The sequence below is a fragment of the Thalassococcus sp. S3 genome (assembly GCF_004216475.1).
In the GTDB taxonomy this organism is placed as follows: domain Bacteria; phylum Pseudomonadota; class Alphaproteobacteria; order Rhodobacterales; family Rhodobacteraceae.
In genome coordinates this window covers 3,214,954-3,235,301 of the sequence record NZ_CP022303.1, presented here as the reverse complement: position 1 = coordinate 3,235,301, position 20,348 = coordinate 3,214,954, and the positions used below count along the sequence as shown (strand labels likewise).

The window sequence follows — 20,348 nt, the reverse complement described above, 5'->3', positions numbered from 1 at the left end:
TGTCAATTGGTCTCATGATGACGCGAGGGGATTTGCAGAATTCGTCAGAAACCGACGTGTTTCATGGTCGTTTTTGAGTGTGGTTCTGCCGCAATGGGACGGGAGCGACAGAGATGGTCGTAATCTTGCAGCGCGAGTTACCGCAGGATATGCGCGTCCATCGCGCATTGCCGGGTGTCGCACCGCTGCCAGCCGAGGGGTGGATCACGGTTGACGATGCTTTTGCCGCGCAGATGGCCCGCCGCGAGATCTTGTTGAGAGAGCAGCGCGAAGAGGTTCTTTTCCTCGATGAAGCCGCAAGGCCAGCCGCACAGGAACTGCTTGAGACTGTGCTGGCGCTGCTGCCGGGACTTGGCTTTCAGGTGGACGATAGACGCGTGACCCGACCGGATGGTGGTGTGGTCGAGGTGAGCCCGTCGGATCCGCTGGGAACACTGGGTCATCTGGTGCAGGAGGATCTGTGTCTGATGGAAAAGCGCGGCGCCGAACACGTGCTCACCGGCGCGGTTTTGTGTTTCCCGGCAAGCTGGCGCCTGGCGGAAAAGGCGATGCGCCCGTTGATCTCCATCCACGAGGAAGTTCAGGACTATGACGAGGACATCGCGCGCCGCGTTCAGCGCCTTTTCGATGGGGTCAGAGTGGGGCGGCCGTTGTGGCGGTTCAACAGGCTTTGGTATGCCGACCCCGAGCTTTACCAGCCAAGATCCGCAGTCGAACCAAGGCGGATCGAGGCGGGTGCGACAGATGCACCGTTTCTACGCAGCGAACGTCAATCCATCGTGCGTCTGCCGCAGAGCGGGGCGGTGATCTTTGCGATCCACACCTACGTGCTTGCGGCCGAAGACGTGCCTGAATGACGGCAGGGCATACGCGCGAGCCCTCCGGCAACGATCTGCCGGAGGGCTGCATATTCCGTTCGGAGGGCGTGCCGCTACTTAAAAAGGCCAGATGGAGAGAACATCTGCTGCAGCGCCGGACGGTTGAGTGAAGATTGCTGCCGCTGTCGTTGCCAGCACCCCTGTGTTGACCGGGATGGATCCACCCAGGAAGAGGTTGAATGCAACAAGGGCGATTGCAATGGGGGCAGAGAGGGTGGCCACCACCCCGGTGATGCCCCAAACAGCGATCTGATGCAGGTTGCCCAGCGGGTCAATCGCGGTCGGACGTGAGCGGAAGGCCATCGCAAGGTCGGACTGTTCTGTCAGCGTGACCGGCTTGGACGGGCGCCGCTCGGACGGTGTGCGGTGCGCGGGGGGACGGGCAAACGGGCTGATCCCATGTCCGTTCAGCGTGCGCCGTCGATGCTGCAGCATCGGAGGCGCATCCGAGCAGAGCCATTCCACGTGGTCCGGTTGATGCGTTGCCGTTATGCGGTGAAGCATCAGCGCGAGGAGATGCTTTGCCTCCTCATCGGAGGCTTCGTCGATCGGGCACACAACAAGACCAAGACGCATCGCCTCTGGCCCGTCTTCGCGGTAGCTGATCTTGATCTGGTAGCGAGCACAGGTGAGCCTGACCCGCTCGTGATCGACACGGGTTTGCCGATCGACGTGATAGCCGTAATCAAGCAGCGTCTCGCGCACGCTTTGGCTGAAGGTCAGAACGGAATGGTCCTGTGATGCGGTAAAGACGAGCCCGCCGTGAAATTGTCCTGTCTGAGACATCTGCCCAGTCTCCGAAAATGGTTTCGATGTGAACAAGATTGCGCGTCAAATCTGGACACAATGCGCCGGAATTTGTGTTTTGCTGCGGCTTTCAACACTTTTTGCGGTGCTCGTTTTCTAAGCAATTCGCGTGAAAGGCGAACCATTGACCCTCAAATAAGGCGTAGGCGGGGCGCGATAACGCCGGAATGATGTAACTGCGCAGCGATTAAGCACAGATTGCTTGGGATCTGTCGGGTTGGTTCGTCACCGGAAACAAAAGATGGACCGGCGGGGCATCTTTGGGATCTTGAGCCCTAGCTGTCGATCCGGGCGGCCATGATCGCGATGGCTTTTTGATAAACGCCGGCAGCGTTCCACTGCTTGATTACCGCAAAATTCGGCTGACCTTCCTGATAGCCGGCACCGGGGCGCCATCCTTTTTGGCGCAGGAAATTCGCGGTGGAGGCAAGCGCATCGCTTTGACTGTAAAAATCGACGCGCCCGTTGCCGTCGGCGTCTACCCCGTATCGCAGCGCGTTGCCCGGCAGAAACTGGGTGTGGCCAAGTTCCCCGTGCTTGGCGCCGCGAGTCTGACCGGTGATCGCGCCCTGGTCCACCAGTTTCAATGCACCAATCGCATGTGGTTTGAAGAAATCGGACCGCCGGCAATCATAGGTCAGGGTGACGATGGCCGAGACGACCGAACTGTCACCCATAAAGCCGCCAAAGCCGGTTTCCATCCCGTGGATTGCGATGATCACGCCCGCCGGAACGCCGTATTGCCGTTCGAGAGCGGCATAGAAATTGGCGTTACGGGCTTTGCGTTTGCGGCCCTGCGCGATGATCGTCTCGGACCCGCGCACCTGCATGAATTTCTGCAGGGAATACCTGAATGACTTTTGATTGCGATCCGCTGCAATCGTGCGGGACGCATATTGTGACTGGGCGAGGGCCTGCAGGCCGCGTTGCCCAACGCCCGCTTGCTGAGCCTCTCGCGCAAATGCGGCCTTCCACTGGTCGAACCCCGCGGATGTGTTGCCGCAAGTGGCTGCATAAACACCAGAAGTCGAGAGCATGAGCCCAAGAAGAGTGCCGGATAGAATGCGGTACATGGAAAGGTCCTTTGGGTGTCTAAATGCTGACAGGTTAAGCAATAAGAAGCCCACCGCAATAAAATATCGCGTCAATGAAGGTGCTGTCCTGCACGCGCGCGACGCCTTGCCGACCCATGCGACCGTTGAGGTGCGGCATTGGCAGATGCCAGGGCACGCGTCACTTTGGTGCTACGACCTAGCCTGGCCAGTGTTCTTACCCAAGTCAGGGGCTGGTCTGCGCGCAAAGACAATGCCCGACGCTTCGACAGAGCATTTGCATACACGCAAATGTGTAAATCGGATTGACAGGGATCAAGGTGGGGTTGCGTCAGCGCGCTACTAAATAAGTGTATCAACGACGCCAGATACTCGCTGTTTTCAAGAAGGTTGTGTTTCAGATCGAAAGGCTGCTCATGCCAGATCCAGAATTGATATCACAGACCTGCCTGGCGGTGCCGCCGGGCCACGTCGCTTTGATCGACAGATCGACTGCGCACCGATCCGCTCTTAGCCCCTTTAAAACCGGCAGGTTTCTATGATGGCTGTTGTCCGGACGGCGGTGATCGGCGTGGGGCATTTCGGTCGGTTCCATGCCGAGAAGTATGCGGCGAGCGAAAATGCCGATCTGGTCGCGGTGGTCGATGCCGACGCGACGCGAGCGGGCGAGGTCGCCTCAAAACACGGTGCCCAAGCGCTGACGGACTATCGTGCGTTGATTGGATTGGTGGATGCCGTGAGCATCGCCGTGCCCACCATCGCGCATTACGAGATCGCCCGGTTCTTTCTCGATCACGGCGTTCATGTGCTTGTCGAGAAACCGTTCACGTCGACAATCGCCGAAGCCGATGATCTGATCCTGCGCGCACGCAGCGCAAATCTCGTTCTTCAGATCGGGCATCTTGAACGCTTCTTTTGCGCCGACAGTGGTTTGTTTGACCAGGTCACCGCACCGCTTTTCATCGAAGCCTTGCGGATTGCACCTTTCAAGCCACGCGGGGCCGATGTGAGCGTCATTTTCGATCTGATGATCCATGACATCGATCTCATCGCTTCGCTTGTCGATGCGCCGATCGTTTCGGTGGATGCCGTCGGCACACCCGTGCTCAGCGATCACGAAGACATCGTGAACGCGCGTATCGCGTTCGAGAATGGCTGTGTCGCAACGATCACCGCCAGCCGGATCGCGTTCAAATCGGAACGCAAGCTGCGCGTGTTTCAGCCGGACTGCATGCTTGTGGCCAATCTTCTGGAACGCCGCATGACCTGCGTTCGCAAGATCACTACCGAAGACGGCCCGCGCCTTGACGTGGACGAATGGGAAGTGGGGGCCCAGGATCCCTTGAGGACAGAGATTTCCAGTTTCCTGCAAGCTGTAGCCTCCGGTGGCGAGCCCGTGGTCACGGGAGAGGACGGTCGCGAGGCGTTGATCATTGCCGAGCGTATCGTTGAGAGCCTTCGCGCCCAAAGGGCCATTGTCGATCACCACATGATCCAGCCGGCATTCGGCGATAGCGGCCTGACGATGGATGACTTGCCGCTGACCGGACATACGGGAACCCGATCATGACCGCGCGGCGCATCCCCCTTTTTGATGTGCAGGCACAATATGTGCGCCATCGCGCTGACATAGACGCGCGACTGCAAAGCGTGCTCGATCATGGGGGCTTTATCCTTGGGCCGGAGGTGGGAGAGTTGGAAACCGCGCTGGCCCGGAAAGCGGGCATCGATCATGCGGTTACCGTAGGCAACGGCACGGATGCGTTGCTGATTGCTCTCATCGAGGCCGGCATCGGGCCTGGAGACGCGGTGTTTCTGCCGGCCTTTACATTCGTGGCCACCGCAGGTGCGGTGATTTCCGCAGGCGCTCGCCCCGTTTTCTGCGACGTGGATAGGGAGACGTTCAACCTCGACCCCGCAGATCTGGCCCGTCGTATCGAAGAGTTTTCAGGGGACGCCCGACCAAGAGCGGTGATGGCGGTCGACCTCTTTGGTCAACCGGCGGAATATGGGCGTCTCAAGGAGATTGCCGCCGAGCACGGGATGGAGGTTCTGTCGGATGCCGCCCAAAGCTTCGGGGCCGCGCTGGAGGGAGCACCGGTTGGGAGCCTCGCACCGGTGACGGCAACCAGTTTCTACCCCACAAAGCCGCTTGGTGCGTTCGGGGATGGGGGGGCCTTGTTCACGCAGGATGCAGATCGCGCCGCGCGCATGCGGGCGATCCGCGCACATGGCAATGACGAGATGCACGGTATGAACAGCAGGCTCGACACGATGCAGGCGTCGGTCCTGCTCGCCAAACTTGCAAGCTTCGATGCGGACCGGTCGCGACGAGCAGAAATCGCGGGGCATTATGATGCGCAGCTTTCCGATTACGTGGCGCTTCAGAAGAGCCGCAAGGGTTTGACGAACGCGCATGCGGTCTATGCTGTGCTAAGCGATCGGCGTGATGCTTTGCGGTCTATGCTGTCCGACAAAGGTATCGACAGCCGCGCCTATTACGCGACGCCCTTGCATCTGACACCGCCGATGCGGCCCTATTCGGAAGGTCGGGGCTCCCTTCCAAATACCGAATGGCTGAGCCGTCGCATCCTTGCCCTGCCGATCTATGCAGAGCTGAGCGATCACGACGTAGAGCGGGTCGGGCGCGAAGTGCGATCGTGTCTGCAGCAACGGGTCGCGTCATAGAGGCATAGGCCTGTCAGTTTCGGGCTGTTAGAAGAGGCTTACCCCTCGCTTTGAGGCCTGTTGAGGCCGCGTCGATCACAAAAGAGCAGCTCTTCCTGACGGTCCGCCCACCACGCCGACTTTTATCCGATGGAGGGGTTCAAGACCTGCCCTCCCTCTACGGCGCCATTTCGCCACCAGCCCCCCCGGTGTTCCCGCGGCTTCTTGCCGAACATCGTTCGCCCTTTAGCGAATCCTCCGCACGGCGCAGATTTGTTCATAAGATGTTCACCGGTGTATTTGCATGGGTGGATTTCAGATGAACGTCTCTGCCGATTTTATTCAGGCCGAGCGCATTTTGAGAATAGACGGGTTGCTTGGGCAGGATGAACTGCTGGCCGAGCGCCTATCTCTGCGGGAAGGGGTCAGCGAGCTTTTCAAGGGGTCCCTTCAGGTTCGCGCAAAGCGCGATATCCCGGACACTGGTGAGGTGGTGGGCAAGCACGCCGATGTGAGCCTTGAGCTGTCTGGTGGCCAAAGGCGGATGTGGAATGTGCTTGTGACGCGCATGACGGTCGGCCCCAAGATCACACACGATCTGCGAACGTATCAGTTGTCGCTGCGCCCCTCGCTTTGGCTTTTGTCCCAGCGGTCGGATTGTCGGATCTGGCAGGACATGACGTCGGTCGAGGTCTGCGAAACCCTGATGAGCGAGCATGGCTTGCCCGCGCCCGTAACGACAGGAATTGTCGAACCGCCACAGCCGCAGCATTACAGCGTTCAGTACAACGAAACCGATCTCGCCTATCTCACGCGTCGGCTGGAAGAGGACGGCATCTTTTACTTCTTTTCTCATACCAGTGGTGAAAATGTCCTGAATATCGCCTCGCATGTCGCAGGATATGTCGGTGGGGCTGACGTTCGGCTGGCCCATGGTTCGACCGATCGCAGTCATATCAGCAGATTTGAGACATCGTTTTCATACATGCCGGGGCGGCGTGCGGCGCGGGACTGGAACTTTGAAACGCCAACGGACGCCGCGGAAGGGGCGACGCCGTCTCTTGTGAGCCTGCCCAAGAATGGCGAGTACGAGCTCTACGAGTTTCAGACCATCGGAGGTTACGGAACAGACCGCGCCAGCCGCGGCATCGATGCCGGCCGGGTCGAGCGACAGACGAAGTTGCGCATGCAGGCGACCGAGGCGGATCACCGCCGCGTCGATGGTGCGTCTCGCGTGCGAGAGCTCTCGCCCGGCTCCAAATTCACGCCTTATGATGTTGCCAATCCCGATGCCGTCTTTGACGAGCACGTCATTCTTGCGGTCGAGCATGACGTGACGGATGCCAGTTACGAGACCGGCGGCAATCATCCTGAATACAACAATCGCTTTCTGGCCCTGCCAGCCGATGTTCCGGCGACACCTCACCGTCATACGCCAAGACCGCGGATCGACGGCACGCAGGTGGCGGTGGTCGCCGGCCCCAATGGGGAGGAGATCCACCCCGACGAATACGGCCGGATCAAGTTGTGGTTCCCATGGGATCGGCGCGCGGCCAAGGACGGCTCGGATACGTGCTGGGTCCGTGTGATGCAGAACTGGGCTGGAAGCGGTTGGGGCGGGCAGGTCATCCCCAGGATCGGGATGGAGGTCATGGTGAATTACCTTGATGGCGATCCGGATCGGCCAGTGGTCACAGGCGTCGTTCCGAACGAGCGCCAGAAGGTGCCGTATCCTTTGCCGGGCAACAAGACCAAGACCGTGATGCGCTCGAACACCCATAAAGGGTCTGGCTTCAACGAGATCACCTTCGAGGACGAAAACGGTGTCGAGAACATGTTCTTTCATGCCCAGAAAGATCAGACGACGCGGGTTCTAAATGACCGCACAAAGCGGATTGACCGGCATGAAGTGTCGGCAGTCGGTCAAAACCGGACCGTCGAGGTCGGCCAAAACCAGAAGCACGAAATCGGCGGCTCGATGAACACGGTCGTGGGAGGCACCGGCGTGTCGGCCTTTGCGCTCATGTCCGGTGTTCAGGGGCTTGCGGGCCAGACATCGGGGCTCTTGCAGGAGGCGGGCAGCATTGCAGGGGCCGGCGGGAATGCCGCTTTGACGGCCTTTGCCGGAACCTTGGCCTCCTCAGCGCTTGGATTTCTGGGCATGGGCGGCTTGGCAAGCCGTTCCGGAGTGGTCGGCGGGGCCAGCAACCGGCCCGATGCGGGGCGGGCGTTGGGAGATGCCGGAAGCGGTGTGGGTGCGGCGGCGGCGGGCCTTTTTCCGATGCCAGGCGTGATGAACACGATCGTGGGCAGCTTTAAGTCCGACACGATCGGGGTGGCGCGGGCCGAGCAGATCGGGATGAGCAAAGTCACCAATATCGGCCAGACCGCCATCGAAAATGTGGGCAAGGCCAAGAAACTCGTCGTGGGGGAAGAGTACGTGATTGAGGTGGGTAAATCGAAGATGGTGATGAAATCGGATGGCACGATCATCATCACCGGCGTGACCTTTCATTTCGAGGCAGAGGGATCGTTTCAGCAAATTGGTAAAGTCATTGATCTGAACTGATCCAAGATGGCCATCGAACTTATCAATCGCACACCTTTTGCGAACCTGCGCTTCTCCAACCTGGATGCCACGGGGCAAGAGTTTGGCGTGGTCATGGTCAAACTGGCGTTTGACATCCCGCAAGAGGGCGGCCCTTGTCCGTTGTCGAGTGAGCAAGAACCTTTTGTGCTGACAGACGAATATCACGGTGAGCTCAATTTTTCTTCGCTGCGCTATGCCAGTGATTTCGTTCCTTACAAACCGGCCACCGATGTGGCGCTTGACGCGATCGCCTATGCGCCGTTAGGCCGTGCTGCGCGTTGGAAGGTGGGGGCCCGTGTCGCTGACAGCGCTGGTCTGCATGTGGAAAGCTGGCTTGAGGTTTGCGGCCCCCGCCAGTGGGAGCCCCGCATCGCGCCCCGTTCGCGCAGCGTTCTGGGATGGGAGATGACGGACCCGGCTGAGACCGATGCCGTCGAGTTGAGGTATGAACAGGCCTTTGGCGGGGCAGAGATCCGGCGCGACGAGGCCGGAGAACTTGCCGAAGATTATGACGAGCGCAATCCGATCGGCTGCGGTCGGGTGCCGCGCGCCTGGGCGGAGGAGGATGAAATCTCGCCGGTTCCGGCCCCTCAAGTCCTCGCCGCGGGCGAGGTTTACGACAGCATCGGAAACACGCCCGCCCCCGCGGGGTTCGGCCCGATCCCGCCGGCCTGGCTTCCCCGCAGACCGCTTGGGGGCACCTATGATCAAAACTGGCTCGACAATATCTGGCCGGCCTGGGCGCCGGACTACGATTTCGCTTACCACAACAGTGCCCATCCAAAGCTGCAGGCCGAGGGCTTCCTGAAGGCGCCGCTGCAGGTCGAACTGACAGGCCTTCACCGTGAAAAAGACGTCTGGTCGTTCGAGATCGACTATCCCCGCCTTAGCCTTTTTGGTGCTTACGAGGATGGGCGGGACGAGGATTTCGAACTTCTCGTCGATACTGTCTTTATCGATATCGGACAGACCGCAGGCACGGATCCAAGGGTCTTCGTCATGTTGCGCGCGATTTTTCCGATGCCGGGCATCAATCGTCTGGAGATCTACCGCCCCTTCGCGAGCGCGGAGCTTGCGCCGTCCAGATACCATCCAACTGACGTGTCCTGCGACCCGTCCCTGATCGATCCGCCGCACCAGGCGGACGAAGAGAAGGTTTCCTGATGTCTCATCCCATATCCGCCCGCAAGGACGGCTCGAATATCATGCACACGACCGGGCCGGATGTCTGCATGACACCGATTGGAAAAAGTGTCGTGCCGATCCCGTACACGACAATGGTTACGCTGGCCGGCAGCATCCGGGTGTCCAAATCCGTTCGTGACAATTCGAACCCGGATTTCCAGCTGAATTCCAGAACGCAATCGGTCACCGGCCATGAACCGGGCGTGAAAAAGGGCGCCAAGGTGGCCGGCTACAAAGGATATGCGCACGCGAAATCTGCCGCCCCCACGGTATTTAGTGAAGGGTTCGCGGTGGTGCGCGATGCCGATCCGGCCTGGATCAACCATCCAGATCCCCAACCGCAAGAGCCGCGCAGATCAAAGTCTTCGAAAACCATCGGTCACGTCTGATCCAGCATGCACGACGGAGAAAGCCCCAACGACGAAGACGTGACGGTTCGCGATGGCGGGACGCCGGACAGCGAACACGACGCCAATGCAACCGGTCGTACCGCCACGGGTGCGGGCGGACCGGAGACCCTGGCGGACTGGATCACGGCCTTTGACGACTACCAGGAGCGTTGGGAGGATGAGAAGGAGGCGCTGGAAGATGAAGTCGCCGAACTCGAAGCGGAGCTGGCGGCTGAAACGGACCCCGTGATGCGGGATCTGATCCAGTCGGATCTGAACGCTGCCCGCATCGACCTGTCGGTCATCGACGCAGAATACGGAGGCGCGTTCAACCCTTACGAAAGCGGGACCGGGCAATGGGAGGTTCGGGACTTTCGGGAATGGGCGGACCAGATGCAAATGGATCCGACCAACCCGGCACATGCCGAGATCTTCAACCAGCAGATGGGGGTTTATACAGAGTTCAACGAGAACCTGGTTGAGCAAGTCGAGAATGACCATTGGTTCTACTACAACATCCTAGGTCCCGCTGACTGGATTCTGCAGTGGGACCCGCGCAGGGTTGTCATTCGCCGGGTGGTTCGGGAGATTGCGGAACGCGGGGCGCGCGCGGGCTTGCGTCGCGGAGCGAGGGGGTTGACCCGCGGAAACCGGACCGCGCGCGTCAATTCGCGCCGCAGCAGAAGGAACGAGCGGCGCAATTGCCGGCGAGGGAGCAATCCCTTCATGCTCCCCACCGGGGTGGGCAATCACGAAGACCCGCACTTTGTGATCCCTGGACTGATCGAATTGTCGCTGCAATCGGTCTATTGGTCCGACATCGATCATGTCTCGTCCCATGGATCCAACAGGATCGCGCCTTATGACGCCGAGATCCGACGCAATCGGACCGGCGGTTTCGATCTGCTGGACGACGATGGTTATCGTGTGTCCTTTCCCGCACCCACTCCCATTCCCGATGGCTGGGTCGAGGGAAACACCGTGCGTCCGCTCAAGCTCATGCAGGTGCGGGCGAGGGCGCTTTTACTTCGCGACGGGCCGCATTTTCATCATTTTGACAAGGGGAGTGACGGGGTCTGGCGCATCAGCCGAATATATGATGGCAACGACAACACGCTTCACCTCCATCGCGATGCGGCAGGTCAGCTTGACCGCATCGACATGCCCGAACGGCTGAGCGTGGCCTTCACATACGAAGACGGGTTGCGGACAGCCGCAGATCTTCTCGCCTCCGATGGGGATCGCAAACGCCTTTTCGAATGGCACTATGACGAACGCCAGAACATGACCGATGCCCGCTGTCTTTATGGCGAGCATCACCGCTTTGTCTATGACGATCAGAACAGGATCGTCGGTCTTGAGCGCAATGGCTCCTATTCGGCCCGTTACACGCTGGATGAAGAGGGGCGGCGGTTGGGGTCAGAGACATCGGGACCTTACGACAAGGATCAGGTGCGCTATGATGCAGAGGCGCGCAAGACGATTTATATGCCCGCTGGTGACCCGTCCCGGGCCCAGACGTTTCACTACAATGAAAACGATAACATCACAGCTGAGGAAAACGCGCTTGGCCATGTGCGTCGGTACGAGGAGAACGCAGAAGGCTTCGTGAGTGCCGAGATTGATCCGCTAGGTCACAGGATCGAGTATCGCTATGACGCCGATGGAAACCTCAAATCCGTGCGTGATCCGCTGGATCGCTTCACCTATGTGGGCTGGACGGATACCGGCGCGCTGGATGTCCTGATCGATCCCGCCGGAGGGTCATGGGAATACGACTACGACGCGCGCGGCAATCTGGTTTCGGCGCGAGATCCGCTTGGTCATGTCACCGATCTCAAAGTCTCTGATCAGGGGCAGGTCACGGGCGTGTGCCGTCACGACGGCATGATCCGCACCATCACCTACGACGAGATGTTTCGGCCCGTTTCCGAGATCGACTTCAACGGGCGTGAGACAACTTACACACGCGATGCCTGGGGCCGCGTGACGTCGATGACGGACGACCATGGTGCCACAACCCGCTTTGAGTTCAAGGATCAGCCAGGTCTTGATTTCTGGACGCCTGCCCGCACGATCCGTGCGGATGGCACGGTTTCGATCTTGCGGGGAGACGGGGACGGGCGGACCGTTGAAACCGTGGACCGGGACGGGCACGTCAGACGGTTTCAGCACGACGCATTCGATAACTTGATCGAGATGACGGACCCGAAAGGCGGAACAATCCGGTTGCTTTATACCGATCAGCTAGAGCTGGACCGGGTCATCAACCAGGCGGGCGAGGTCTGGCAATTCGAACGTGACGCCGCGGGGCGCATTGTTCGGGAGATTGATTTCGCAGGGTTCGAGCTGCGCTATGAATATGACGCGGCGGATCGGCTCGTGGTCACCCATTTTCCCGATGGCCGAACGATCCGGTATGAATGGGATGCTGCCGATCAGATGATCGCGCGTATCGCGGAGGCCGGAGACGGATCCGCCCCTCTTGAAGAGCGTTTCGAATATGATGCGCGCGGTATGATGTGCCGGGCAACCGGCCCCGGCGCCGTGATCGAGATGGAATATGACGCGCTCGGAAACCAGATCGCCGAGGTTCAGAACGGTCAGCGGATCGAGCGGGGCTATGATTGTTGCGGCAACGTCATCGAAAGACGGATCGCGGACAAACACACCGAATATACCTACAGCCCGACAGGGCAGCTTACCGGGCTGCGTGTCAACGGTGCGGATCTGCTTACCATCGGGCGCGACAGCCTTGATCGACCTGTCCGTCATCAAGGGGCAAATGGCTATGAATTGTCACAGGACTTCGACGATCTGGGTCAGCTTGTTCGCCAAATCGCCCATGGACCGGAGGGATTTGCGCGGGAATACACCTGGAGCCGCAAAGAGGCCCCAAGCCGCATCTCGGACCCGCTTTGGGGCAGCAGCGAATATGAAAGCGATGCCAATGGGCAAGTGACCCGCGCGCGTCATGGAGATAGCGGAGAGGCGGGTCTGCGTTTGGGCAGGCCAGTACCAAGCGACGTGCCAGGTTTTCCGGCGGAAACACTTGAAATTGAGCGCTTTTCGTACAAGGCCACTCTGGATGTCGAGGCTGCAAATCTTGCGCTGCCGCAAATGCCGCTTGGGCGGCCGCTTTCATCCTGGCGTGCCGCTCCGGGCGGACGCACCGAAGAGGCCGCAGGACTTGGCGGAGAGCGTGTCACGCTGCGCTACGACAGCGCGGGGCGGGTGATCCAGCGCAGTCTTTCGCGCAACGGGTTTCGTCCGCAAAGCTGGACATTCGAATGGGATGCCTTTGATCGCATGGTGGCCTGCGTCACACCCGAAGGTGCGAGATGGGAATACACCTACGATCCACTCGGTCGCCGGATCGAAAAACGCTCTGGCGAGAGCGTCACCCGCTTTTTGTGGGACGGAGACGTCATCGCAGTCGAAGCGTCAGACGATGCGATGCCAGTTCATTGGCATTTCGAGCCGGGCACCTTCATTCCGCTGCTGCGTGAGGCAGAGACGCTGGGCCATGTCGTCACGGATCACCTTGGCACCCCGCGCGAAATCGTTGATGCGGAGGGCGCGTTGTTGTGGTCGGCCTCCTATCGGCTTTGGGGAAAAGAGCGGGGCATCTGGGGCGACAGCAGCCTCTGTCCGATCCGCTTTCCCGGCCAGTGGCACGATGACGAAACCGGACTGCATTACAATCGCTTCCGGTATTATGATCCGCTTTTGGGCCAGTATCTGAGCGTGGACCCGTCTGGCCTTTTGGGCGGTTTGCGCAGCGTTGGCTATGTTGATTGCGCGCTGACCGCGATTGATCCGTTGGGGCTTAACCCTCTGCGGGGCGCTTTGACCGGTTTGAACGTACCCTGGCAGGCACACCATATCATTCCAATTGCCGTCTGGAATCGACCGGCCAATCTGCGCATGATGAACACGCTTGGATTGAACTTACACAACGCACAGAACGGGGTGCCCTTGCCAACCGGTTTACAAGATGCACAGCGGCTTCAATCCCTGCGTCACAGGGGGCCGCATCCGCGGTATTCCAATGCGGTTGAACGGGATCTGGATGCGATCCGGCGTCAATGGGAATCGGATCGCAGAAGCCAGAACACCCGAACCCGATGCAATGCGAATGCGCGGGCCAGGGCAAGCGTGATCGCGCTTCAGGCGCGGTATCGCGGTGAAATCGCGGCACGGGGCATGACCAGGCCAGGTGCGACAGTAAACGAGGCGTGGTGAATGATGGCCGAAGACCCCAATTTCTTTCTTCTTCGATATGATACAGACGGTCAGACCGGCGCGCCTTATTCCCTTGATGGTTTCCTTTCGACGGAATGCGGCAAGACCAAGGAAAATACCGATCAGTGGATGTATAAATCGCCGAACCAGCGCGGGGCGGTGGACTATGCGGATCGGATCTATTTCCACCTGCGGCGAAAGCAGAAGCTGCCGGACTTTTATCCCGGTGCCGAAGGGTTTCTCGTCAGTCCCGCGCTGCACCAGATCTTTCAGGACTGCGCGCCGGATCACTTTCGATCCACACCTGTCACCGTGAAACACAAACAGGCGACCGAAACGGTCGGAGAGCTTTGCTTAGTCGAGTTTACGACAGAGCTGCCTTGCCTCGATATCGACACCTTGAAAGCGCGCCCGCCCGAGCCGTCCCGCGCGGGGGGAACGCGGTTTCAGGACAACGGACAGGTGAAATCCTGCGATCATTTGGTGCTGCAAAGCGACCTGCCGCGTCTTTTCCATGCAAATGACCTGCCCTACGTTCCGCGCCCTCTTTTTGTTGCCGCTGAGGTCAAAGACCTGCTGGAGCAAGCTGACTTGGTCGGTCTCTATTTTGTTCCGGTAGACGAGTTGATGGTGCTCGATCTGAGATACGATCCCTATCTCGGCTTCATGAGATCTCCCTCCTACATCCAGGATCTGGAGTTGCGGGCCGACTGGCCGGAGATCACACCAGGTATGACGATCTACGACCCAATGACGCGGGAAAATACTATCTGGAAGGGATGAGGCCGCGGGGGCGTTCGGTCAGGATCGGCGCGCCTGTCTTGTCAACTGCACGCGGCCTGATACCGGGGGCCCTGCACGCCAGTGCGAGTGCGCTCAAAGACTGCGCAGCAACTCAACCGACGGATCGCCCGTCGCTGGCAGGCCCCGGCTTGCCTGATAGGCACTGATTGCCTCCCGGGTCTTGGGCCCGATCACGCCATCGCTGCCGCCTGTGTCAAAGCCACGAGAGGTCAGCCGTTCCTGCAGTGCGATGCGATCACGTTTGGTCAGCCCGAATTCATCCGGCGGAAAGCTCCCGCGCAGGGGGCCCGCTCCGCCGATGCGGTCGGCCAGGTGGCCCACACCGATCGCGTAGGAGTCTGAGTTGTTGTAGCGTTTGATCACGTTGAAATTGCGCGTCACCGCGAATCTCGGCCCGCCCGGCTGAGGTTGGATGACACGGCCCTCTGCCGCGCCGCTGCTGACTTCGGCACCCCAGCGTGTGCCGCGGCTCCATCCATTGCGCGACAGATATGCCGCGGCTGAGGCCAGCGCATCCGTTGGATCATCTGACCAGATATCCCGACGTCCGTCCCCGTCGAAGTCGACGGCGAACGTGTCGTAAGAGGTTGGAATGAACTGCGTATGCCCCATCGCGCCGGCCCAACTTCCGGTCAGGCGGCTGGCCGTGATGTCGCCGTTTTGCAGGATCTTCAGGGCTGAAACGAGTTGCTTTTCAAAGAAGCTGCCCCGCCGCCCGTCATATGCAAGGGTGGAGGTTGCGGAAATCACCGGGACATTGCCCCGCCGTTCTCCGTAAAAGCTCTCCAGTCCCCAGATCGCCGTGATGATCTCGGCATCCACCCCATACCGGCTCTCAAGCGCGTTGAGGGTGCTACGATGGCGGTTGAGCGCGGCACGCCCTTTCGTGACCCGCTCGTCGGAGGCTGCGATGGACAGATAGTCTTCGAGCGTGCGGCGAAACTCGACCTGATTGCGGTCCCGTTCGATCACGCCCGGCAGATACCCGGCGCCGCGAAAGCCCGTGTTGAGCGTCGCGTCGGAGACACCCTGTGCCCGCGCGCGGGGCCTGAAAGCCGCCACCCAAGCATCGTAACCGGCATTCGGCACCGGGCGCAGGTCGGCGGGCAAGCCGGTTTGAGGGGCAGGGGACACGATCGCGCCCGTTCCACCACAGGCGCTCAACCCCAGGGCGGCACAGCCAAGGGTGAAGTTACGTCTTGTCAGGATCATGCTGCTCGTTGCCTTCATTGTTTTGCAAGTAGTCTAACCGGTGTGACCGGTGCCGCAAAGCCTGTCTGATGGCGGGGCGCAACTGCTTGCCGATCAATAAAAAACGGGCGCCTGAAAGGGCGCCCGTTCGCAATCGACAATGTGATGCGTAAGATCAGCAGCTGTAGTAGAGCGCAAACTCCATCGGGTGGGGCGTGTGCTCATAGGCTTCGATCTCTTCCATCTTCAGCTCGATATAGCCTTCGATCTGGTCGCGGGTGAACACGTCACCGGCCAGCAGGAAGTCCATGTCGGCCTCCAGCTCTTCGATGGCCTCACGCAGGCTGCCGCAGACGGTCGGGATACCGGCCAGCTCTTCGGCGGGCAGGTCATAGAGGTTCTTGTCCATTGCCTCGCCCGGATCGATCTTGCTCTTGATCCCGTCAAGACCGGCCATCAGCAGCGCGGCAAAGCAGAGATAGGGGTTTGCCGACGGGTCGGGGAAGCGGGCCTCGACGCGCTTGGCCTTGGGGCTTTCGGTCCACGGGATCCGCACGCAGCCCGACCGGTTGCGGGCCGAATAGGCGCGCAGAACCGGAGCTTCGAAGCCCGGGATCAGACGCTTGTAGCTGTTGGTCGAGGGGTTGGTGAAGGCGTTGAGCGCCTTGGCGTGCTTAAGGATGCCGCCGATGAACCACAGCGCCTCGTCCGACAGATCGGCATATTTGTCGCCGGCGAAAAGCGGCTTGCCGTCCTTCCAGATCGACATGTTGCAGTGCATGCCTGTTCCATTGTCGCCCGCGATGGGCTTGGGCATGAACGTGGCCGATTTGCCGTAGGCGTGGGCCACGTTGTGGATGACATACTTGTATTTCTGCAGCTCGTCGGCCTGTTTGGTCAGGCTGTCGAAGATCAGGCCCAGCTCGTGCTGGCACGAGGCCACTTCGTGGTGGTGCTTGTCGACCTTCATGCCCAGACGCTTCATGGTCGAGAGCATTTCGGACCGCAGATCCTGGCTTTCGTCGGTGGGGTTCACCGGGAAATAGCCACCCTTGACGCCCGGACGATGGCCCATATTGCCCATCTCGTATTCGGTGTCTGTGTTCCAGGATGCGTCTGTGGCGTCGACTTCATAGCCAACCTTGTTGATCGATGTCGAGAAACGAACATCGTCGAACAGGAAGAATTCCGCTTCGGGACCGAAATAGGCCACGTCGCCGATGCCGCTTTCCTTCAGGTAGGCTTCTGCCTTTTCCGCGGTCGAGCGGGGGTCGCGCTCATAAGCCTCACCGGTGTCGGGTTCCACGATGGAGCAGTGCAGACACGCCGTTTTTTCGGCGTAAAACGGATCCACGTACACGCTTTCGGTGTCCGGCATCAGTTTCATGTCCGATGCTTCGATCGACTTCCAGCCCGCGATGGAGGAGCCGTCGAACATGAACCCTTCTTCAAGGAAGTCTTCATCGACCTGATCGGCCATCACAGTCACGTGCTGCAACTTACCACGCGGATCGGTGAAGCGGATGTCGACATATTCGACGTCCTCATCCTTGATCAGCTTAAGAACTGCGTCCTTGCTCATTCCGTAGGGTCCTCTCTCTTGGATAGCAGTGTACTAAAGTGCGTCCGAGCCGGTCTCGCCGGTCCGGATGCGAATGGCTTGCTCGACGGTCGATACGAAGATCTTGCCGTCGCCAATTTTGTCGGTCTTGGCGGCGTCCACAATGGCTTCGATCGCCGCATCGGCCTGGTCGTCGTCCAGCACTACCTCGATCTTCACCTTTGGCAGGAAATCCACGACATATTCAGCGCCGCGGTAAAGTTCAGTATGGCCTTTCTGGCGGCCAAATCCTTTTACCTCGATCACTGAAAGGCCCTGTACGCCAACCTCTTGCAGCGCTTCTTTGACCTCATCAAGCTTGAACGGCTTGATGATCGCCTCGATCTTTTTCATAGGAGCCTCCCTCGCAACCGCTTTTGTCGCGACAGACCACTTCTCTTTACGGCCTACAATCGCATACGTTTTTTGCAGCTCAGACGGACAGGTGAAAATTTGAGGCCGCCTTCCGATTGAGCGCAATGACTGTTTTTTGTGCGATCTGTGAAGAAAGGGTCAAGGCAGATGCCAGAGTTACTCACAGGCGCGGAAATGCGGGCCATCGAACAGGCGGCCATCGACAGCGGTCAGGTCACCGGCCTGGCGCTGATGGAACGGGCAGGGCAGGGTGTGGTCGAAGGAATTTTCGAGACCTGGCCGGAGTTTGCACAACCTGGGGCGACGCCGCAGGCCGCACGTCGCGCTTTGATCTTATGCGGGCCTGGCAACAATGGCGGGGATGGCTTCGTGGTCGCAAGGCTGCTGCGAGAGCTCCATTGGGCGGTGGACGTCGTGATCTATGGCGATCCCGGAAAGCTGCCGCCGGATGCCGCCGAAAACTATCGGCAATGGTGTCGTTTGGGGGAAGTGGCCGCCTTTGGAGACAAGACAGCAGCGGGCTTCCTTGCGCATCTTGATGCTTATGATCTGATCCTTGATGCGCTCTTTGGCACCGGGCTGTCGCGGCCCTTCCGGGCCGAACATGTTCAGTCGGACCTGAACCAGGCACGGTTTGACCCGCGCCTTCCAAAGGTCGTGGCCGTAGACATTCCCAGCGGTCTTTGTGCCGATAGCGGTCGATATCTTGGCCTGCCCGGATCCGAGGACGCGGTGGATTCCGCGATCATGGCCGAGCTTACGGTGACCTTTCATCTGGCCAAGCGGGGGCATTACCTCGCGGATGGCCCGACTGCGTGCGGGCATCTCATTGTCAAGGACATCGGATTGTGAGCGATAGGCTGGATCCCGTCATCAAGAGGATAATTTGACCTGATGTCAGTGCGCCTGATCGACCGCACCACGCTGCCCTTGGAGCATCTCGCAAAGCGGGACGGGCACAAATACAGCCACGGCCATGCCCTGATCTTGTCCGGCGGCACGGGACGAACCGGTGCTGCGCGGCTTGCGGCGCGTGCCGCGTTGAGGGTGGGTGCCGGATTGGTCACGCTGGGTGTCCCCCCGGCCGCTCAGATGGAGGTGGCCAGCCAGATCACCGCGCTTATGCTCAGGCGGGTCGAGGATGCGGATATGCTGCGCAAACTCCTCAGTGATCCACGGTTTTCTGCCGTCGGCCTGGGACCTGGGCTTGGCCTGGACGAGCGGGCCGCGCAACGCGTCGGGGTCGCCCTGGAGGATCCCGACCGTGCCATTGTTCTTGATGCGGACGCGCTGACCCTGATTGCCAGACGACCAGAGCTTTTGGACGCGGTTCATGCACGTTGCGTGATGACGCCTCATGGCGGCGAGTTTCGCGCGCTCTTTCCCGACATTGCCGACACATTGCGAGAGACGCCGGAAAGCGGCCCCGCCTATTCCAAAGTGGATGCCACGCGGGAGGCGGCGGCGCGGGCAGGATGCACCATTCTTTTCAAAGGGCCGGACACGGTGATCGCTGACTCGGATGGTCGCTGCGCGCTCCACGCGGCGGCATACGACCGAACAGCACCCTGGCTTGCAACCGCAGGATCGGGGGACGTCTTGACGGGCCTTATTGCGGGATTGCTGGCGCGGGGATGGTCGCCGCCGGACGCGGCGGAAACGGCCGCCTGGCTGCATGTCGAATGCGCCCGTGTCATCGGTCCGGGCCTGATTGCCGAAGATCTTTCCGACACCGTGCCAAAGGTCTTTCGTGATCTTGGCCTTTAGGCGGCCGGTCTCACATGTTGCGGCAGACCCGTCGCCCCGAGCACTTCCAAGCCGCCCGCATAGACCACCTGCATACGCTCAAAGACGAGATGATGCAGAACCATGTCCACTTCGCCCAGATCCCGGATTGTTTCGTCATTCACCAGAAAGCCGACCGGCACCGTTGTCTGTGGCTGCCCAGAAAGCGCTTCGGCTTTTGGACCGCGTAACAGGATGTGCTGATCCGCCGGCATGTCGAATGTCTGTTCCGGGCGTGCCTCGCCCAACGCATTCATGGCAAGTCGTACGGCATGAACACGAACCGTGCGCACCACATGCCCGCAGAGCTGCGTACTTCCCGAATTGCGCGTTATGATGCGATCTCCGGGCGTGAGATACTCAACAGGCAGAAATCCGTCCAAGGTGAGAATGGGCGTGCCCTTGGGCAGGCCGCCCATAAGCGGAATATTAGACAATTCTGATCCGGACCACCTACCAGGTCCTGAGGTCTCAAGGGTCATCACACACTTTCGCTCGACTATTATATCGTTTTCCGCAAGCTAGATGAACACCCTATTAATGTCGCCGGCGTGTACGCGCTTTTTACACCCGGTGATGCATTGCGGACTCAGCTTTGGCGCATTTGCTCTCGCATCCCTGGTCGGGCTTTGCTATCAGACGCCCCACATAAGCGAGCCTATGGCATGCGGGTGTGGCGGAATTGGTAGACGCACCAGATTTAGGTTCTGGCGCCGCAAGGCGTGGGGGTTCAAGTCCCTTCACCCGCACCATACCTAAAAAGGCCATGTTTTCCGCTCA

At 59.9% G+C, this 20,348-nt stretch carries 16 protein-coding genes and 1 tRNA gene; 11 read left to right on the top strand and 6 right to left on the bottom strand.

Annotated features, from left to right (window positions below; genetic code table 11):
• Positions 1–113 precede the first annotated feature (113 nt).
• The gene (locus tag CFI11_RS15920) at positions 114–857 is read left to right on the top strand and encodes a DUF3445 domain-containing protein (RefSeq protein ID WP_130407665.1); all 744 of its coding nucleotides are present in this window, start codon (positions 114–116) and stop codon (positions 855–857) included.
• Between the two features lie 78 nt (positions 858–935).
• Here the strand turns inward: CFI11_RS15920 and CFI11_RS15915 are convergent, their stop codons facing one another.
• Both CFI11_RS15915 and CFI11_RS15910 read right to left on the bottom strand, forming a co-directional pair.
• Complete coding sequence (locus tag CFI11_RS15915; protein ID WP_130407663.1) at positions 936–1,664, bottom strand: hypothetical protein; 729 nt, start codon at positions 1,662–1,664, stop codon at positions 936–938.
• 296 nt (positions 1,665–1,960) lie between these two features.
• Positions 1,961–2,758: a lytic transglycosylase domain-containing protein gene (locus tag CFI11_RS15910; RefSeq protein WP_130407661.1), complete on the bottom strand. Its 798-nt coding sequence runs from the start codon at positions 2,756–2,758 to the stop codon at positions 1,961–1,963.
• A 520-nt stretch (positions 2,759–3,278) separates the two neighbouring features.
• Between CFI11_RS15910 and CFI11_RS15905 the strand changes: the two genes are divergently transcribed.
• The 7 genes from CFI11_RS15905 (at position 3,279) to CFI11_RS15875 (ending at position 14,596) form a co-directional block, all read left to right on the top strand.
• On the top strand, positions 3,279–4,307 hold the full coding sequence (locus CFI11_RS15905; RefSeq protein ID WP_217358710.1) for a Gfo/Idh/MocA family protein: 1,029 nt from the start codon (positions 3,279–3,281) through the stop codon (positions 4,305–4,307).
• Positions 4,304–5,425: a DegT/DnrJ/EryC1/StrS aminotransferase family protein gene (locus CFI11_RS15900; protein WP_130407657.1), complete on the top strand. Its 1,122-nt coding sequence runs from the start codon at positions 4,304–4,306 to the stop codon at positions 5,423–5,425. Before CFI11_RS15905 ends, CFI11_RS15900 begins: the two co-directional genes overlap by 4 nt.
• 283 nt (positions 5,426–5,708) lie before the next feature.
• Positions 5,709–7,973 carry a type VI secretion system Vgr family protein gene (locus CFI11_RS15895; protein ID WP_165390288.1) on the top strand — a complete coding sequence of 755 codons (2,265 nt, stop codon included), beginning with the start codon at positions 5,709–5,711 and terminating at the stop codon, positions 7,971–7,973.
• 6 nt (positions 7,974–7,979) lie between these two features.
• Positions 7,980–9,158, top strand: coding sequence for a DUF2169 domain-containing protein (locus CFI11_RS15890; protein WP_130407655.1), 1,179 nt, complete (start codon positions 7,980–7,982; stop codon positions 9,156–9,158).
• On the top strand, positions 9,158–9,568 hold the full coding sequence (locus CFI11_RS15885; RefSeq protein WP_130407653.1) for a PAAR-like domain-containing protein: 411 nt from the start codon (positions 9,158–9,160) through the stop codon (positions 9,566–9,568). The genes CFI11_RS15890 and CFI11_RS15885 overlap by 1 nt, the downstream gene beginning before the upstream one ends.
• A gap of 6 nt (positions 9,569–9,574) precedes the next feature.
• The gene (locus CFI11_RS15880; protein ID WP_130407651.1) at positions 9,575–13,813 is read left to right on the top strand and encodes an RHS repeat-associated core domain-containing protein; all 4,239 of its coding nucleotides are present in this window, start codon (positions 9,575–9,577) and stop codon (positions 13,811–13,813) included.
• Positions 13,814–14,596: an imm11 family protein gene (locus tag CFI11_RS15875; protein WP_130407649.1), complete on the top strand. Its 783-nt coding sequence runs from the start codon at positions 13,814–13,816 to the stop codon at positions 14,594–14,596.
• 93 nt (positions 14,597–14,689) lie between these two features.
• Here the strand turns inward: CFI11_RS15875 and CFI11_RS15870 are convergent, their stop codons facing one another.
• From CFI11_RS15870 to CFI11_RS15860, 3 genes are all read right to left on the bottom strand, one after another.
• A complete protein-coding gene (locus tag CFI11_RS15870; protein WP_130407647.1) occupies positions 14,690–15,829 on the bottom strand; it encodes a lytic murein transglycosylase in 1,140 nt (379 codons plus the stop codon).
• Positions 15,830–15,983: 154 nt separating this feature from the next.
• Positions 15,984–17,390, bottom strand: coding sequence for a type I glutamate--ammonia ligase (gene glnA / locus CFI11_RS15865; protein WP_130407645.1), 1,407 nt, complete (start codon positions 17,388–17,390; stop codon positions 15,984–15,986).
• Between the two features lie 33 nt (positions 17,391–17,423).
• Positions 17,424–17,762 (bottom strand): P-II family nitrogen regulator, encoded by a 339-nt coding sequence (locus CFI11_RS15860; protein WP_130407643.1) that lies wholly within the window; start codon positions 17,760–17,762, stop codon positions 17,424–17,426.
• A gap of 168 nt (positions 17,763–17,930) precedes the next feature.
• Between CFI11_RS15860 and CFI11_RS24985 the strand changes: the two genes are divergently transcribed.
• Positions 17,931–18,635 carry an NAD(P)H-hydrate epimerase gene (locus tag CFI11_RS24985; protein ID WP_371687438.1) on the top strand — a complete coding sequence of 235 codons (705 nt, stop codon included), beginning with the start codon at positions 17,931–17,933 and terminating at the stop codon, positions 18,633–18,635.
• Between the two features lie 42 nt (positions 18,636–18,677).
• Positions 18,678–19,550: an NAD(P)H-hydrate dehydratase gene (locus CFI11_RS24980; protein ID WP_371687437.1), complete on the top strand. Its 873-nt coding sequence runs from the start codon at positions 18,678–18,680 to the stop codon at positions 19,548–19,550.
• Here the strand turns inward: CFI11_RS24980 and CFI11_RS15850 are convergent.
• Positions 19,547–20,005 (bottom strand): Hint domain-containing protein, encoded by a 459-nt coding sequence (locus CFI11_RS15850; protein ID WP_165390287.1) that lies wholly within the window; start codon positions 20,003–20,005, stop codon positions 19,547–19,549. The two genes, CFI11_RS24980 and CFI11_RS15850, sit on opposite strands and share 4 nt — an antisense overlap.
• 230 nt (positions 20,006–20,235) lie before the next feature.
• On the opposite strand from CFI11_RS15850, the gene CFI11_RS15845 reads away from it, so the two are divergent.
• A tRNA-Leu gene (locus CFI11_RS15845) sits at positions 20,236–20,320 on the top strand.
• The last annotated feature ends 28 nt before the right edge of the window (positions 20,321–20,348 follow it).